General features: G+C 31.5%; 17 protein-coding genes. 5 read left to right on the top strand and 12 right to left on the bottom strand.

The genetic code is table 11. The features are described from left to right. The first annotated feature begins 2 nt into the window (after positions 1 to 2). Complete coding sequence (locus G5V56_RS07815; protein WP_240911244.1) at positions 3 to 839, top strand: sulfite exporter TauE/SafE family protein; 837 nt, start codon at positions 3 to 5, stop codon at positions 837 to 839. A 236-nt stretch (positions 840 to 1075) separates the two neighbouring features. Further along, positions 1076 to 1702: a DUF4405 domain-containing protein gene (locus tag G5V56_RS07820; protein WP_166963575.1), complete on the top strand. Its 627-nt coding sequence runs from the start codon at positions 1076 to 1078 to the stop codon at positions 1700 to 1702. A gap of 75 nt (positions 1703 to 1777) precedes the next feature. Here G5V56_RS07820 and yajC read toward each other — a convergent pair whose 3' ends face one another. The 3 genes from yajC to nusB all read right to left on the bottom strand — a co-directional run bounded on the left by yajC (position 1778) and on the right by nusB (position 3577). Beyond that, on the bottom strand, positions 1778 to 2068 hold the full coding sequence (gene yajC, locus G5V56_RS07825; RefSeq protein WP_166963577.1) for a preprotein translocase subunit YajC: 291 nt from the start codon (positions 2066 to 2068) through the stop codon (positions 1778 to 1780). A gap of 9 nt (positions 2069 to 2077) precedes the next feature. After that, positions 2078 to 2551: a DUF1573 domain-containing protein gene (locus tag G5V56_RS07830; protein WP_166963579.1), complete on the bottom strand. Its 474-nt coding sequence runs from the start codon at positions 2549 to 2551 to the stop codon at positions 2078 to 2080. Positions 2552 to 2632: 81 nt separating this feature from the next. Beyond that, positions 2633 to 3577: a transcription antitermination factor NusB gene (gene nusB, locus G5V56_RS07835; protein ID WP_240911246.1), complete on the bottom strand. Its 945-nt coding sequence runs from the start codon at positions 3575 to 3577 to the stop codon at positions 2633 to 2635. Positions 3578 to 3812: 235 nt separating this feature from the next. On the opposite strand from nusB, the gene G5V56_RS07840 reads away from it, so the two are divergent. Together G5V56_RS07840 and G5V56_RS07845 are read left to right on the top strand one after the other, a co-directional pair. Next, positions 3813 to 5576 carry an ABC transporter ATP-binding protein gene (locus G5V56_RS07840; RefSeq protein WP_166963581.1) on the top strand — a complete coding sequence of 588 codons (1764 nt, stop codon included), beginning with the start codon at positions 3813 to 3815 and terminating at the stop codon, positions 5574 to 5576. Positions 5577 to 5734: 158 nt separating this feature from the next. Further along, positions 5735 to 6118: a PUR family DNA/RNA-binding protein gene (locus G5V56_RS07845; RefSeq protein ID WP_166963583.1), complete on the top strand. Its 384-nt coding sequence runs from the start codon at positions 5735 to 5737 to the stop codon at positions 6116 to 6118. Positions 6119 to 6174: 56 nt separating this feature from the next. Here G5V56_RS07845 and G5V56_RS07850 read toward each other — a convergent pair whose 3' ends face one another. From G5V56_RS07850 to G5V56_RS07860, 3 genes are read right to left on the bottom strand one after another with little or no spacing between them, the layout of a single operon-like run. Beyond that, positions 6175 to 7209, bottom strand: a complete 1035-nt coding sequence (locus G5V56_RS07850; RefSeq protein ID WP_166963585.1) for a lysophospholipid acyltransferase family protein — start codon at positions 7207 to 7209, stop codon at positions 6175 to 6177. Then, positions 7203 to 8114, bottom strand: coding sequence for a bile acid:sodium symporter family protein (locus G5V56_RS07855; RefSeq protein WP_166963587.1), 912 nt, complete (start codon positions 8112 to 8114; stop codon positions 7203 to 7205). Before G5V56_RS07855 ends, G5V56_RS07850 begins: the two co-directional genes overlap by 7 nt. A gap of 6 nt (positions 8115 to 8120) precedes the next feature. Continuing rightward, the gene (locus G5V56_RS07860; protein WP_166963589.1) at positions 8121 to 8456 is read right to left on the bottom strand and encodes a tRNA-binding protein; all 336 of its coding nucleotides are present in this window, start codon (positions 8454 to 8456) and stop codon (positions 8121 to 8123) included. 47 nt (positions 8457 to 8503) lie between these two features. Here G5V56_RS07860 and G5V56_RS07865 point away from each other — a divergent pair, with 47 nt between their 5' ends. Then, the gene (locus G5V56_RS07865; RefSeq protein WP_166963591.1) at positions 8504 to 9061 is read left to right on the top strand and encodes a thioredoxin family protein; all 558 of its coding nucleotides are present in this window, start codon (positions 8504 to 8506) and stop codon (positions 9059 to 9061) included. Here G5V56_RS07865 and G5V56_RS07870 read toward each other — a convergent pair whose 3' ends face one another. From G5V56_RS07870 to G5V56_RS07895, 6 genes are all read right to left on the bottom strand, one after another. Beyond that, positions 9062 to 9544 (bottom strand): GNAT family N-acetyltransferase, encoded by a 483-nt coding sequence (locus G5V56_RS07870; protein WP_166963593.1) that lies wholly within the window; start codon positions 9542 to 9544, stop codon positions 9062 to 9064. A 9-nt stretch (positions 9545 to 9553) separates the two neighbouring features. Beyond that, positions 9554 to 10099, bottom strand: coding sequence for a YfiT family bacillithiol transferase (locus tag G5V56_RS07875; RefSeq protein ID WP_166963595.1), 546 nt, complete (start codon positions 10097 to 10099; stop codon positions 9554 to 9556). Between the two features lie 43 nt (positions 10100 to 10142). Next, positions 10143 to 11783: a lipocalin-like domain-containing protein gene (locus G5V56_RS07880; RefSeq protein ID WP_166963597.1), complete on the bottom strand. Its 1641-nt coding sequence runs from the start codon at positions 11781 to 11783 to the stop codon at positions 10143 to 10145. Between the two features lie 176 nt (positions 11784 to 11959). Then, positions 11960 to 12646 (bottom strand): tetratricopeptide repeat protein, encoded by a 687-nt coding sequence (locus tag G5V56_RS07885; protein WP_166963599.1) that lies wholly within the window; start codon positions 12644 to 12646, stop codon positions 11960 to 11962. Between the two features lie 113 nt (positions 12647 to 12759). Continuing rightward, positions 12760 to 13692 (bottom strand): peptidylprolyl isomerase, encoded by a 933-nt coding sequence (locus G5V56_RS07890; RefSeq protein ID WP_166963601.1) that lies wholly within the window; start codon positions 13690 to 13692, stop codon positions 12760 to 12762. Between the two features lie 79 nt (positions 13693 to 13771). Then, positions 13772 to 15976: a RecQ family ATP-dependent DNA helicase gene (locus G5V56_RS07895; RefSeq protein ID WP_166963603.1), complete on the bottom strand. Its 2205-nt coding sequence runs from the start codon at positions 15974 to 15976 to the stop codon at positions 13772 to 13774. Positions 15977 to 16021: the final 45 nt, after the last annotated feature.

A 16021-nucleotide genomic window follows, 5' to 3' on the forward strand; every position in this document is an offset into this window, starting at 1 on the left:
TTATGACATTTAGCATTCTTACTATTTGTTCTTTAATTGCGATTAGCTTTTTAATAAGCCTGTTCGGATCAATTGTTGGTTTTGGCGGAGGGCTTTTTATTGTTCCTCTGCTTGTAACATTATTTCATTTTAACCTGGGAGATGCTGTTGGGGCTGTAATGATTTCTCTCATTCCATCTTCTGCGATTTCAACTTATTTAAATAGCGGAAAAAATTCGGTTGATTTTAAAGTAGGCATTCTATTAGAATTACCAACCATTGTAGGTGTTATTCTTGGTAGTCTCTTTATGGCGTATATCACAGCTAAGAGTGTCGAGGTTATCTTTGCGTTTATTGTTATTATTTTAGGACTTTCTTTCTTAATTAAATTCAAGAAAAAACAATTAAAAAATGACAAAGAAAGCTTGGTAAGCAGAATTAACCAAATGAAACCTGAAATCACCATAAAAGATGAGAACAACAACATTAAGTACCATATCAATCTTTTATTATTAGTGTTTTTTGGTTTAACTTCAGGGGGTTTGGCTGGATTATTCGGTGTTGGAGGAGGTTTTCTTAAAACTCCAATTATGATTAAAGCATTTAAAATACCTCCTAAAACAGCTGCAGCTACTGCTCTTTTTATGATTATTATTACAAGTATTACAGGCACTATTAGCTATGCGATTCAAGGACATATTCATTTAGAATATGCATGGCCTATTATGCTTGGTTTTGCAGGTGGAGCCATATTTGGACATAAATTAACCTTAAAAACAAAAGATAAAACTTTGGAGATTATGATAGGTGTTGCACTTATTATGGCTGGTTTGGTAATGACTTACAACTTTGTTAATTAAAAGAAATAGTCTTTTAAAATAACTCATTAGAATAAGCTTATTTAAAGTAAAGAATAGTATTAAAACAGAATTATTGATAATTCAAAGTAACAGGTTATAACAAAACACGAAACATTCTTAAAAAACATTTATTTATATTTTTTTGTGAGAAAAATCAATTAAATTTAACGCTATATAAACCCAACCAATAAAAAACAATTTATATTCGATCGTTAACCCAAGAAAAACAACATATCATGAAAAAATCAACACTGAATTTTATAATAAATGCCTTAATGTTTATATGCATGTCTGCCGTTGTAGGCATAGGTTTTTTAATAAAATATACGTTGATTTCTGGTAAAGAAAGAAATGTAATTTATGGTAAGAATGTTGAACTTTCTTTGTTTGGAATGGATAGACACGAATGGGGATATATTCACCTTGTTATCGCTTTTGTTTTACTTGGATTATTAGTGATTCATCTCTTTTTACATTGGAAAACAATTATTTCTGTATATAAAAGAATAACAAAACAAAAACTAGTTAGCAAGTTAATTACAGTATCATTCATTACCATATGCACAATGATTATTGTTGTGCCATTTTTTACAAATCCCACAATAACTAGTACAGAGCATAATGATAGAAGACAGGCAACTATTACTGTTGGAGATACCGAAGAATCTGATGCTATAATTGAGATTAGAGGCTACATGACTCTTGATGAGATATCAAAAAAATATAAAATACCAGCAGAGTTTATAAAATCGCGCTTAAGGATTCCAACATCTTTCAATAATAGAAAACGATTAAGCTCGTTAAGAAAAGAATATGGTATCAAAATGGATGAGATTGAAAAAATAATTAAAGACTGCCAATAAAAAACTTCTCTAATCAATAAATAAAAAAAGCTTCCATTTAGGAAGCTTTTTTGTTTAAATAAATAATTAGTCTTTTTACTTTGTTTTTGCAGGAGCATTTAACGCTGTACTCATTTCCATAGAAATGGCAGAGCGCTCAAACTTTACTTTTCCTGACATGGTTTCAATAATACATGTATTATCTTTATCACCTAATTCTAAAATTTTGCCATGTAACCCACTTTTGGTTATAACTTTATCGCCGCGTTTTAACTCGGCTGCAAATTTCTTTTCTTTTTTTGCTCGTTTCATTTGTGGTGCTATCATAAAAAAATAGATAACAACAAACATTAATATAAACGGTAAAAAACTTTGTAAATCTCCCATATTCTTTTTTTAGTGTGCTGTGTTATTAGTTGTATTAGGGTCAGGTTTTATAAACGCCATGATTTTTAAAACTTCTGATCCTTTTTCTGTATTGGCAGTAACCGTAATGGTTTTGGTTATTTTATTTGCGCCACTACCATTAAATTTTACGGTAAACTGTCCTGACTCTCCTGCTGGCAACGGTTCTCTACTCCAATCTTTTGGAACGGTACAACCACATGATGTTTTAATGTTGGTAATTACCAAAGGAGCATCTCCAGTATTCTTGTACTTAAAGATAGTTTCTACAGGTTTTCTTGCTTCTATGTCTCCAAAATCATGTTCCATTTCTTCAAAAGTCATAACTGGAAATTTTGATGAATTAGCATCTCTTTCAGCTGCTACTGCGACGTTTTTTTCATCAATTTTTTTAGTTGCATTATCTTTACACGATGTAAATGCTATCACGCATAAGGCTCCTAATCCTACTATTATTTTTTTCATAATAAATGTTTTAATTTTCGGAATGTAAAAATAACAATTATTTGATCTATTAAAAACTTTTATCGACTTCTTAACAGAAAATCACATCAGTCCACGCCCTAGTTTTGTTAATTTTCCGTCAGCCTCATATTCTTTAACTAGCTTATCTAAAATTCCGTTAATGAATATACTACTTTTAGGAGTTGAATATTCTTTCGCAATTTCTAAATATTCATTCATTGTAACCTTTACAGGAATTGAAGAAAAGTTTAGTAATTCACAAATAGCCATTTGTAACAAAACAAAATCTACATTAGCAATTCTATCTGAATCCCAATTTTGTGTTCTTTTTTCAATCTCAGCGTTTAAAACCGCTTGATTAAGAATGGTTTTCTTAAACAAATCTATTGCAAATTGTTTATCGTCTTGATCTTTATATAATTTAGGTGTAAATTGATTGTCTGGCGAGCTTGCTTTTGATTTTCTCAACAACTTCAAAATAGTTGTGTTTACAGTAGGAAGATCGTCTAACCATGTTAAATTTTTATCTTCTATGTAATCATAAAGCTTCTCGTTAGGCGCTATAATGTTTTTATAAACATCAACAATAAAATCTTTATCTTCCTTAAAATCAGACGTTCTGGTTGTCATGTAATCTTTATACAAATCACTAGTCATGATTTCTCTAAAAATAACATCAACATACTCACTGTCTAATTCCCAATTAGTAATTTTATAAGCGTCAAACTGATTTTTAAGTTGGGTATTGTCTTTAAGAATATGTAGCAACTGATTGTTTACAAACTTTCTGTTTGGATCTTTATCATCCTTGGTTGCTAAATGTGCTTTTTGCTTTTTTTCTAAATGCTCTTCAGCTCTTTTTTGAACTTCTATGAGTAGTGATATTAATAACAAATACAGATTGTACATATTATCTATACTAAACAGTAAAAATTTTTGATCTTTACTAAAGTCATCACTTTCGCCCCCTTTGAAAGCATAAATGGTTTGCATAACTTTTACACGAATATGTCTTCTGTTTAGCATATGTAGAAAGAACTTTTTTTAATTTAAAGGCTTTGAAATATATTTCTTTTGCACGGCAAAAATAATACTATTTTAAAAAGAATGAGTTCTAAATCATATTTTATTTCTTAAAAAGAAATTAGCTAATTTTTAACAACTACCATAGATGATGCTGCTTCTTTATTGTTTTTATTACTGTATCTTTGCGCATCATATCCAAACATTTACTAAAAATCTAAAAAAGTCTCTTCTGTAAATGAAAGAATTAAAGCATTTAAATAAATACTTTTTAAAATATAAAGTTCACCTCATAGTTGGTATCCTTATCACAATAGTAGCTCGAATTTTTTTACTATTCACACCTAGATATGTTAAGAAAATATTCTCTGTTGTAGATACTTATAAAAAAGGATTAGAATCTGGTGACAGTACAATTCAAGCAGAACTTGCGGAAATTATTTTTTATATAATTGGAGCCGCTATTATAGCCGGACTTTTTACGTTTTTAATGCGCCAAACCATTATTAATGTATCTCGTTATATTGAATATGATTTAAAAAATGAAGTCTACGCTCATTATCAAAAACTAGCATTAAATTTTTACAAAAAAAATCGCACAGGAGATTTAATGAACCGTATTAGTGAGGATGTTAGTAGGGTTCGTATGTATGCTGGCCCAGCTATTATGTACAGTATTAACACCGTGACACTCTTTGTAATTGCGTTAATTTACATGTTTAACGAAGCACCTTCATTAACGTTATATACCATAATACCGCTTCCCATTCTTTCTGTTGCTATTTATAAGTTAAGTAAGGAAATTCATAAACGAAGCACAGTTGTTCAGCAATATTTATCAAAACTTTCTGAATTCACACAAGAAGCTTTTAGTGGGATTTCTGTAATTAAAGCGTATGGCATAGAACCTCAAACATCTACAAATTTTGATAAGCTCTCAACAACTAGTAAAGAAAAACAAATAGACCTAGTTAGAGTACAAGCCCTATTTTTTCCAATGATGATTTTACTTATTGGCGTTAGCAATTTAGTAGTAATTTATATTGGAGGTATGCAATATGTAAACGGACAAATAGATAGCTTAGGTACTATTGCAGAGTTTATTATTTATGTTAATATGCTTACTTGGCCAGTAGCTACTGTTGGTTGGGTAACTTCTATTGTGCAACAAGCAGAAGCGTCTCAAAAACGAATTAATGAATTTTTAAAAACAGAGCCAGAAATACAAAATACGGTTTTAGAGCATACAAAAATTACGGGTGACATTACTTTTGATAATGTGTCTTTCACCTATGACGACACCAATATTAATGCCTTAAAAGGAATAAGTTTTAGTATAAAAGATGGTGAAACTCTTGCTATTCTTGGGAAAACGGGTTCAGGAAAATCAACGATACTGGATTTAATTGGACGCCTTTATGATATTGATAACGGCTCAATCCTAATCAATAATATTGAAATTAATAAGCATAATTTAACCGATTTAAGAAACAGTATTGGTTATGTGCCTCAAGATGCTTTCTTGTTTTCTGACACTATAAGAAATAATATTAAATTTGGTAAAGAAGATGCTACTGATGACGAGGTTATTTCGGCTGCCAAATATGCGCAAGTTCATAAAAACATTAGTAAGTTTAACAAAGGGTATGACACAATTTTAGGAGAACGCGGCATAACACTCTCGGGGGGACAAAAACAGAGAATCTCTATTGCCAGAGCGCTTATAAAAGATCCGGAAATATTATTGTTTGATGATTGCCTTTCAGCCGTTGATACCGAAACAGAAGAAAAAATATTGAACAATTTAAATAAAGTATCTAAAGGAAAAACAACAATTATCGTTGGTCACAGAGTGTCTTCGGCAAAAAATGCTGATAAAATTATTGTTCTTGATAACGGGTTAATTGTGGAAGAAGGAACTCATGAAACCTTGCTTAAAGTGGATGGCTATTATAAACATCTGTATTTAAAGCAATCTAGTGAAACATCAGGTAATAATTAACAAATTTACGTATTGTGAATTCTTTAGAATATTTCTAATTTCTTTTTAAGAATGAATTAAAATAACGTGAATACAAAAGAAAACTAATAATTTGTTGGGTTGGTAACGGTTTTTTTTAGATTTTTGAGAAAGATATTTTTAATGCTTAATATATAACTATGAACACAAATGACATGATGGAGAAAGAGGAAATTTTTTCTAAAGTATTAAGAGCCGGAAGACGAACATATTTCTTTGACGTAAGATCTACAAAAGCTGAGGATTACTACCTTACAATCACAGAAAGTAAAAAATTTACTAATGACGATGGTTCTTTTCACTACAAAAAACATAAAATTTACATTTATAAAGAAGACTTTTCTGAATTTAAAGAGATTTTAGCTGAAATGACCGATTTTATTATCAAAGAGAAAGGTGATGAAGTAATTAGTGATCGTCATCAGAAAGATTTTAAAAAAGATTTTGAAACTGAAACAAAAGATGAAGATGATACTTTAAAATCTGCTGAAAGTTTTACGGATGTTGATTTTGACGATATATAATCGTTCAATTATAAAACAAAACAGACCGCTATTTTTAAGTAGCGGTTTTTTTATGCTCAAACTTTAACAGCAATCAAGGCTAAAGCTAATACCAAAAGAAGATATATTAGGCCGATAAAAACACCAAGACTAGTTACTAAATACCATGTAATAATCAATAAATATAGTGGAACAAGTGTTATTACTACAACAAATCTAAAGGTTGAAACAAACTCAATTTCCTTTATTTTTGGCTCAAGAAGTAATTTCCAAACAGCATAAGGCAATAAAATATTCAGCTTTAAAAACCATAATAATACCGTTTTAAAAGATTTGAATTTTGACGTTTTCTTGCTCAGACATTCTTTAAAGTCATTAGAAATACATAAATTAACAGATTTAGGGTTTAAAAAATCAACGTGCAATGCATCTAGTTTCTTTAATACAGACTCATAATCATCGCTAGGAATATGGCTTGTTAGTTTAGATAATGATTGATGAACATAGTCTTTTAATTTTAAAACTGCTTCATTTTTTTCGTAATTCGCAAACTCACTAAGAACTATGGGATCCCCAACATATACGCTAACTTCATCTACAAATTTTTCGGCATGCTTATAATTCAATCCAACAGGAACCAATTGTAACTCTAAACTTGGATTTTCTTGCAGCGATTCAAAAATAATGCGTGTAAATCCTTTACTTAATGGTCTCACTGTTCGTTTTAAATTATGATTGCCTTCTGGAAAAATAACAACAGATTCATTATTATTTAATAAGTTAGAACAGGTCTTAAAAATAGTATGGTTTTTAGTGATGGTTTTTATGCCATCCCGAATTCTGTACACCGGAATCATTCTTAAACTTTTTAAAATATGGCTAATTAATGGAGAATTGAACACCGAAGCTCTGGTTAAAAAATAAGAGAATTGTTTGGTTTTAGTAGCAATAATTAACGCATCCAGTAAAGCATTTTGATGGTTTGCTAATATTAAAACAGGTTTGTTTTGAGGTATGTTGTCAAAATTAACTGTGTGAATCTTTTTATAGTAAAAGAATAAACCTAAACGTATATAAGCCCTTACGGTATGTAGCCATATCTCTTTTAACACGCTACGAGCTTTTTAGATTTCTTAGACCAATATAAGGCCAGGAATAACCCTGAAATAATATGCCATATTCCCCAAAACGCTGCCATAATTGCCATTCCTCCTAGTCCATTAAAAAACGTAAAAATTAACAGCAGGCCGAGTCCGGAATTTTGAATTCCCGTTTCAATAGCTAAGGTTTTTTGATTTTGAAAAGATAACCCGAAAATTTTGGCTACTAAAAACCCCAACAAAATGGCTAATAAATTATGACTTATTCCTAAAAGGAAAACATGATGAACATAGTTGTTAAAAACATCTAAATTGTTTGTAAATGCTATAATAACGATACAAACAAACAAAACAATTGAAAACGGACTCAATATTTTAGATAGTTTTATGGCCAATACTTCATTTTTGTGTCTTACCCACATTCCTAAAAATAAGGGAACTCCTAAAATTAATAACACTAGTTTAACTAACTCAATAGGTTCTACCTGAACATTTTTTAGAATTTCTGAAGTGGGTTCATATAAATTTCCATACAGCTCGAAATTAAAAGGCGTCATAAACATAGCTAAAAATGTTGCAAAGGCCGTTAAGCTTACTGACAATGCCGTATTACCTTTAGCTAAATGCGTCATAAAATTTGAAATGTTTCCGCCAGGACATGCTGCAACCATCATCATTCCTAAGGCAATACTTGCTTGTGGTTTTAAAAGAAGAATTAACAAATAAGTGAAAAATGGCAATAAAATAAATTGTGATAACACGCCTATTAGGACTAATTTTGGCTCTTTTAGTAACCGCTTAAAATCATCTATAGAAATTCCTAAAGACACCCCAAACATAACTACAGCCAGCGCTATATTTAAAACCCAAAGACTACTAGTATCGAAATGGATTTGTACACGATCTAATTCATTCATATAAATTTAAGCTACGGTTGAACCATTTTTAACATTATTCTCTGGATTTAAAAGTATTACAGCGTTTCCATTAACGGCTCCAAGAACTAGACATTCACTCATAAAGGTGGCAATTTGCTTTTTTGGAAAATTGATAACAGCCACAATTTGCCTGTTTAACAATCCTGCTTTAGAATATAATGTTGTGATTTGCGCCGATGACTTTCTAACTCCTAAATCACCAAAATCTATGGTTAGTTGATAGGCAGGATTTCTTGCTTCAGGAAAATCAGTCACTTCAATAATAGTTCCTACTCGTAAATCTACTTTGGTAAAATCTTCAAAAGTTATTGTTTGGCTCATTTTTTAAAAATACAAATAATCACGAACTTAGCATAAAACTTTTTAATATGGCAAATACACCTTCTAATATGATTCCGTTAGGCACAAAAGCGCCCGATTTTTCGCTTCTCGATACCATTTCTGGAAGCGTTTTAACTCTTAATAAACTCAAAGGCGCAAAAGGAACGGTTATTATGTTTATCTGTAATCATTGTCCGTTTGTAATTCACATTAATGCTCAATTGGTAAAAATAGCGAATTCTTATATTGAGAAAGGCATTCAGTTTATTGCTATATCAAGTAATGATGAGATTAATTATCCTCAAGATGGACCTGATAAAATGAAAATTCATGCAAAAACCGAGCATTATACGTTTCCTTATTTATACGACGAAACTCAACAAGTTGCTAAAGCTTACGATGCCGCTTGTACCCCAGACTTCTACCTTTTTGACTCTGACTTGAAATTAATATACAGAGGACAATTAGATGATTCTCGTCCAGGAAATAACATACCCGTTACAGGCCATGACCTGAGACATGCGTTAGATTGTTTAATTGAAAACAAAGAAAATACCTCACCGCAAAAGCCAAGTATTGGTTGTAATATTAAATGGAAACAGTAATTACAGGGTTAATTGCCAAAAACCAACATCGTGCCACTTATCAAATTTTAAACCGGCTTCTTTTAAATGAGCCACTTGTTTAAAGCCAAATTTCTCATGAAGTTTTATGCTAGCCTCATTTGGAAGCGTTAATACCCCTAAAACTATATGGAAATTATCTCGTTTTAATAATGCTAATAAATCTGCATATAGTTGAGTTCCTATTTGCTTTCCATGTACTCCGTGCTTCACATAAACCGTAGATTCAACTGTTTTATTATAGGCAGGCTTAGGTCTAAATTTACTACCATAGGCATAGCCTAAAATTTCATTATTCTCTTCATAAACAACAAAAGGATAGTTTAAAATAATACTTTTGATTTTATCGGTAAACGCTTCTAACGAAAGTGGTTCCAAATCAAAAGTAGCAACCGTATGCACTACATAGTAATTATATATATGTAGGAGATTTTCGGTATCAGAAAGTTTTACAGGTCTAATCATCTTTTTATATTAAATCCAACCATTACGTTTTAACAAATTCTCAATATGTGCATAATGATGATTACTATGCCACGCATACATACCAATATTTTCTTTGAGCACAACCTGTTTTTTGGTTTCTGGATGAATAAATGATTTGTTTAAATCATGTTCTGATAATTGTTTCAACAAATAAACTAGCTTAAAATGAATTGCTTTAATATGCTGAATAGACATATCAATTGGAGCAGTCCTTGAATCTTCTAAGTCAGCCCATCGATCTTCATAATACGCTTTAATAACAGGCTTATCTTCTGTCAACGCCCATTTAAAACGAGTGTAACTATGATGATGACTATCAGAAACATGATGAACAACCTGTCTAACAGTCCACCCATTAGGCCGATAAACAGTGTCTAATTGCTCATTCGATAAATTTTTGACTAAATTTTCTAATCGTTTTGGAAATTGTTCCAGTATAAAAATCCAGTCCTCAATATTTGATTGTGATATATTATTAGGACAATCAAATTTACCAATGGGATATTTAAGCTTCTCTAATTCTAAATCTGTCATACAACAAAGATACCATTATGTGTAGTGAAATAATACTGGTTTATTATTTTTTCACAAACTTTATAACCTGGTGAAAATTATCAGAATTTACTTGTAAAAAATAAAGTCCTTGAGATAAAAATTGGGTGTTTATCTTTTGCACCAAAGAATTATCTGTCTTTTTAGTTGATAAAACCCTACCGTTTATATCCATGATTTTAATAGTACTACCAGTTAATATGCTTTGAAAATTTAATATCATGTCGTTCTCAACAGGATTAGGATACACCATAACATCGTTCTTATCAAAGTTCACTGCAGATAACGTTGCAGAAGAAGATGAAGAGCTAATAACCTCACTCTTTAAGGTATTATCAACCGAATAAGATGTTACTTTAAACCAAACAGACTCTCCGTTAGTAATTCCTGATCCATCCCATGTATACGAAGGATTTGTTAAACCTGTAGCTATGGACGTAAAGTTGGAATTATCTGTGCTATATTCTAAATCATATAACAAAGGTCTACCATCATCTGGATTATTTACAGTCCAAGTTATAGGATTTGAAGTGTTATAAACACCTCCGCTTGGGCTTGTAATGCTCACGTCTGGGTTCTCATAATCATGCAGCAGTTCAGCAAAACCAACTCCAGACACTGGAGTACCATTAATAGTCCCTGAAACAGACACCGAACCTTCAAAAAAACGAAACGATAATTGCGTAATATTTACTTCTGAATCTGTATGATTTGCCGTAATAGTTAAATCAATATTTTTTGAAGTTGAAGTTAGTCGCCACTTTTTTGAATACCTCTTTTGATTATCCGGCGTAACAAAATATTCCAAACGTTCTATTTCAAAATCACTAATGGTATACTGGTTAGAATCATCAACATAAGCAGACATGATTTTATATTTAGCATCATTGGGTATGGTTCTATCTGCTGTAAAAATATTCCAAAGATTTAAATCGGTACCATTATCCAGCTGCAAGCTAAACCATTCATATTTTTCACCAGTAAACGGATTGAAATTGCCATATTGTCTATCTATCCAAGCGGTTCCTGAAACTGTTTCGGGTGTCGCCCCATTTAAAGAAAAAGAACCAGTTAAGGTATTTGCTGTTTGCGAATAATAATACGTATAATTTGCCAACCCTTGTTCAAAATAACCATCATCACCTAAAATGAGAGGTCTTTTAGTCGTATTTAATTCAAAATTAAGACTAACAGACGAACTGGATGCTGATAATTCGTACTGAAATGGTATCGGGTTACTATTACTATCTAATGTATTTCGCCAATATTCTGAACCACTAGGAAATAAACTTGCTCCAATATCTAAACCCATTGTTGACAAAGTTGAATAGGTTAATGGTTGCGTATCTTGATAAAATTCTCCAGTCGCTTCATCGGTTACATTTAAAATTCTAAAGCCATCAAAATTTAAAGTTAAAACAGAAACAGGATAATAAAAATAAGTGAGCATATAACTATACTCTTTTCCTGAGGTCGTTCCTGTAAAATGACCAGAGGTATACCACCACTCTACGGGCTCTGAGGTATGTCTACCTTCATCAGTAGAAAATGAAATTTGACTTGAAGGCGTTGTTGTTGGAGTATAAGGATACGTTTTCCAGACTTGCGCCGACATACTAAAGGAACAAATTGACAATAAAAAGAAAAGTGTAATTTTTGAATTCATTGGATTGGTTTTAAACTTGAAATGTATAAGTAACTTCAAAAAATTACAAGAATTTAAGACTAATAGCTTATAAAATAGTACAACAAGTTTATTAAAGCTTTTTAAAAACAAAAAAACACTTGATTATCAAGTGTTTTTTTGTTTTACAATCTATATAATATTAGTAACCTTAATTATTACTCTTTATAACTATTTACATAGTCCTTTGCTCGTTTATTGCCACTGTTTAATTCTAATGCTTTCTTATAATTATTAAACGCCTGTAAACTATCTCCACTCTTTAAATAAGCTTCGGCTAAACTATCGTAAACATTATCACTTTCTGGGTGCAAAGCCACATTAATTTTAAATATCTGTATGGCTTCATTATATTTTTTTTCTCTTAATAGTGAATAGCCCTTTTTATTAAAATCTCCCTCATTTATAAATACGCTAGTAGAATCTTTTTTTTGAATCTCTAAATATCCTAAAAGAGCCTTATCATATTCTTTTCTTTTTAATAACATAGTCGGCGTTTTAAAGGAATCGGCTACTTTTAAATAATCATAAGAAATACTATTTTCATTTTCATCAGACACTACAGATAAATAGCGTTGTTTCGTTTCTGGTTGCTCAACAAAGCGAAGTTTACTAAACATATCTGCAACAAAAAAAGTGTTTTCATCTAAAATAACAGGCTCAATTTGTTTTGCTCCTTTCCATTTTAAATACAATTTTTTATTCTTATAATAAACATCAATAACCTCATCATCATTATATAAATAGCGTCCAGAGGTTTGATCCATATATTCTTGAGAATAATCGATATGCTTAGAACAAGCAGATAAAACAGTTATAATTAATAAAAAAAATAGTACTCTCATTTTATTTCTTTTTGGTTAATTAGTCGTTAAAATATACGCAAAAAAAAGTCTCATTAAAAATGAGACGATTTTTTTCTGTATTAGTTACCTAAAATAGGTAAAATTTACTTGGTTTATTTCACATCCATAAGTTCTACATCAAAAACCAAAGTTGCATTTGGAGGAATAACACCACCAGCTCCATTGCTTCCGTAACCTAAATCACTTGGAATTACAAAACGTGCTTTATCCCCAACGCTTAATAGTAAAATACCTTCATCCCATCCCGAAATCACTTGGCCTACACCCACTTGAAAATCTATAGGTTGATTACGTTTATAAGAAGAATCAAAAACAGTTCCATCGGCTAATTGCCCTTTGTAATGTACTGAAACCATGTTTCCTGATTCCGCTTTTTTACCATCTCCTTTTTGAATAATTTGATAACGCAATCCGCTTTTGGTTTCTTTAAAACCTTTAGCTAACTTATCTAACTCTGCTTTTGCAGCTTTTTTAGCTTCGGCAATTTTTTGTTCTCTTGCCCCTTCAAAGGTTCTAAAAGCTTCTACTGAATTATAGGCTTTTGCTTCTTCTCCTACTCTAATAATCTCTAAACTCTCAATTTTGTCTCCTTGAACTATGGCATCTACAACATCTTGTCCATCTACTACTTTTCCAAAAACAGTGTGTTTATTATCTAACCAAGGTGTAGCTGTATGCGTAATAAAAAATTGACTACCATTAGTTCCTGGTCCGGCATTTGCCATAGATAAAACTCCTGGTCCATCGTGTTTTAAATCTACATGAAATTCATCATCAAATTGATATCCTGGATTTCCAGTACCAGTTCCTTGTGGACATCCTCCTTGAATCATAAAATCTGGAATAACTCTATGAAATTTTAAACCGGCATAATAAGGTGTTCCTTGAGGTTTTACAGAATTCTCTAGATTTCCTTCAGCCAAAGACACAAAATTACCTACCGTTCCCGGAGTTTTTTTGTATTCTAAAGCTACTAATATTTCACCTTTACTTGTATTAAATTTTGCGTATAATCCGTCTTGCATTGTTTTAATTTTTTATTAAAGATGCAAAGATAGAAAACTATGTTGGAAGTAAGAAGCTTATGCTTAGAAGTTAATACTTTTAATTGGCTACTTCACTAATAAATTTTATGCGATACAATCTAAGTTCTTCTTCATCGTATTCACCATCAAATTCATTAATGGCAATATCTATATTATCTGTTTTAGATTCGATAAAATAATCATAAATCTCTTCTTGTTGATCTTCATCAAAAATATCATCAATCCAATAGCTTATATTTAGCTTTGTACCAGAATAAACAATGGCCTCCATTTCTTTAATAAAATCTGCCATAGACATCCCTTTGGAAGATGCAATATCATCAAGTGGTAATTTCCTGTCGATATTTTGAATAATGTACAACTTGATAGCAGAGTTACTTCCAGTAGATTTTACAACTAAATCATCCGGACGAATGATATCGTTTTCTTCAACGTATTTTGATATAAGCTCTATAAAATCTTTACCGTATTTTTTGGCTTTACCATCACCTACACCGTGTACATTAGCTAATTCAGACATGGTCATTGGGTATTTTAGTGCCATATCTTCAAGTGAAGGATCTTGAAAAATTACAAATGGGGGCACTCCTAACTTCTTTGCATTAACTTTACGCAAGTCCTTAAGCATACCCATAAGAACTTCATCTGCAGACGCACCTCCACCTTTAGACGAGGTAATGATATTTGGATCCTCTTTGCCTTCATCAAAAATATGATCCTCAGTCATCATAAACGACGTTGGATTTTTAATAAAATCTATTCCAGAATCATTTAATTTTATAACTCCATAGGTCTCAATATCCTTTTTAAGATATTCTGCAACCAAAAGTTGTCTTAGCAAAGCCATCCAGTACTTACTGTCTTTATCACTTCCTTTACCAAAAAATGGCTGTTCATCTGTTTTATGAGATTTGATTAAGGCATTTTCTTTCCCAATAATGACATTTACTAAATCTTTAGATTTATATTTTTCGTTCGTGTTTTTTATTATTTCTAAGAGAAGCTTAGCCTCCTGTTTAGCTTCGTGTTGTTTTTTAGGAAAACGAACATTATCATCCATATCGCCACCTTCTCCGGTTTCATTATCAAATTCTTCTCCAAAATAATGCAATATAAATTTACGTCTCGATATGGAGGTTTCAGCAAATGCGACTACTTCCTGCAATAAAGCTTGCCCTATTTCTTGTTCGGCAACTGGTTTACCAGACATAAATTTTTCTAATTTTTCTATGTCCTTGTACGCATAAAAAGCCAAACAATGTCCTTCTCCTCCATCGCGGCCTGCTCTACCGGTTTCTTGATAATAACTTTCTATACTTTTAGGAATATCATGATGAATTACAAACCGTACATCAGGTTTATCAATACCCATTCCAAATGCAATAGTTGCAACCACAACATCTACATCTTCCATTAAAAACTTATCCTGATGACTTGATCGCGTTTTGGCATCGAGTCCTGCGTGATAAGGCACCGCCTTGATACCATTAACCTGTAGTACTTGAGCTAATTCTTCAACCCGTTTTCTACTTAAACAATAAACAATTCCAGATTTTCCTTGGTTCTGTTTTACAAACCTTATAATATCGGCATCAACCGATTTTGTTTTTGGTCTTACTTCATAATACAAATTAGGCCTGTTAAAGGACGCTTTAAATGTATTAGCTCCTGAAATTCCTAAGTTTTTTATAACGTCTTCCTGAACTTTGGGAGTTGCAGTCGCTGTTAACGCTATGATAGGGATATCGTCTCCAATACGAGAAATAATATGTCGTAAATTTCTATATTCTGGTCTAAAATCATGACCCCATTCACTAATACAATGGGCTTCATCTATAGCCATAAATGATATTTTTACAGATCGTAAAAACTCAACATTTTCTTCTTTAGTTAGCGATTCTGGTGCTACATATAATAGCTTGGTTACTCCTGAGACAATATCCTCCTTAACACGTTTTACTTCCGTTTTGTTTAATGAGGAATTTAACACATGGGCAACACCTTCTTCATTGGAAATACCACGTATGGCATCTACTTGATTCTTCATCAATGCAATTAAAGGCGAAACAACGATAGCTGTACCCTCTTGCATGAGTGCTGGCAACTGATAACAGAGAGACTTACCGCCTCCCGTTGGCATAATTACAAATGTATGTTTTTTTGATAAGATACTGTCTACAACTCCTTCTTGTAGCCCCATGAATTTATTAAACCCAAAATATTTTTTAAGCGCTGTATGTAAGTCACTATTCGCTGTCAACATGAATTGTATTAAAAATTAAATTACACAAATAAAAAACAAACCAAA

Source organism: Yeosuana marina (assembly GCF_011762485.1).
Lineage (GTDB): Bacteria > Bacteroidota > Bacteroidia > Flavobacteriales > Flavobacteriaceae > Yeosuana > Yeosuana marina.

Coding starts and splice junctions, on each gene's coding strand:
- G5V56_RS07815 (WP_240911244.1), top strand. CDS start 3: ATGACATTTAGCATTCTTACTATTTGTTCTTTAATTGCGATTAGCTTT.
- G5V56_RS07820 (WP_166963575.1), top strand. CDS start 1,076: ATGAAAAAATCAACACTGAATTTTATAATAAATGCCTTAATGTTTATA.
- yajC (WP_166963577.1), bottom strand. CDS start 2,068: ATGGGAGATTTACAAAGTTTTTTACCGTTTATATTAATGTTTGTTGTT.
- G5V56_RS07830 (WP_166963579.1), bottom strand. CDS start 2,551: ATGAAAAAAATAATAGTAGGATTAGGAGCCTTATGCGTGATAGCATTT.
- nusB (WP_240911246.1), bottom strand. CDS start 3,577: ATGCTAAACAGAAGACATATTCGTGTAAAAGTTATGCAAACCATTTAT.
- G5V56_RS07840 (WP_166963581.1), top strand. CDS start 3,813: ATGAAAGAATTAAAGCATTTAAATAAATACTTTTTAAAATATAAAGTT.
- G5V56_RS07845 (WP_166963583.1), top strand. CDS start 5,735: ATGAACACAAATGACATGATGGAGAAAGAGGAAATTTTTTCTAAAGTA.
- G5V56_RS07855 (WP_166963587.1), bottom strand. CDS start 8,114: ATGAATGAATTAGATCGTGTACAAATCCATTTCGATACTAGTAGTCTT.
- G5V56_RS07860 (WP_166963589.1), bottom strand. CDS start 8,456: ATGAGCCAAACAATAACTTTTGAAGATTTTACCAAAGTAGATTTACGA.
- G5V56_RS07865 (WP_166963591.1), top strand. CDS start 8,504: ATGGCAAATACACCTTCTAATATGATTCCGTTAGGCACAAAAGCGCCC.
- G5V56_RS07870 (WP_166963593.1), bottom strand. CDS start 9,544: ATGATTAGACCTGTAAAACTTTCTGATACCGAAAATCTCCTACATATA.
- G5V56_RS07875 (WP_166963595.1), bottom strand. CDS start 10,099: ATGACAGATTTAGAATTAGAGAAGCTTAAATATCCCATTGGTAAATTT.
- G5V56_RS07880 (WP_166963597.1), bottom strand. CDS start 11,783: ATGAATTCAAAAATTACACTTTTCTTTTTATTGTCAATTTGTTCCTTT.
- G5V56_RS07885 (WP_166963599.1), bottom strand. CDS start 12,646: ATGAGAGTACTATTTTTTTTATTAATTATAACTGTTTTATCTGCTTGT.
- G5V56_RS07890 (WP_166963601.1), bottom strand. CDS start 13,692: ATGCAAGACGGATTATACGCAAAATTTAATACAAGTAAAGGTGAAATA.
- G5V56_RS07895 (WP_166963603.1), bottom strand. CDS start 15,976: ATGTTGACAGCGAATAGTGACTTACATACAGCGCTTAAAAAATATTTT.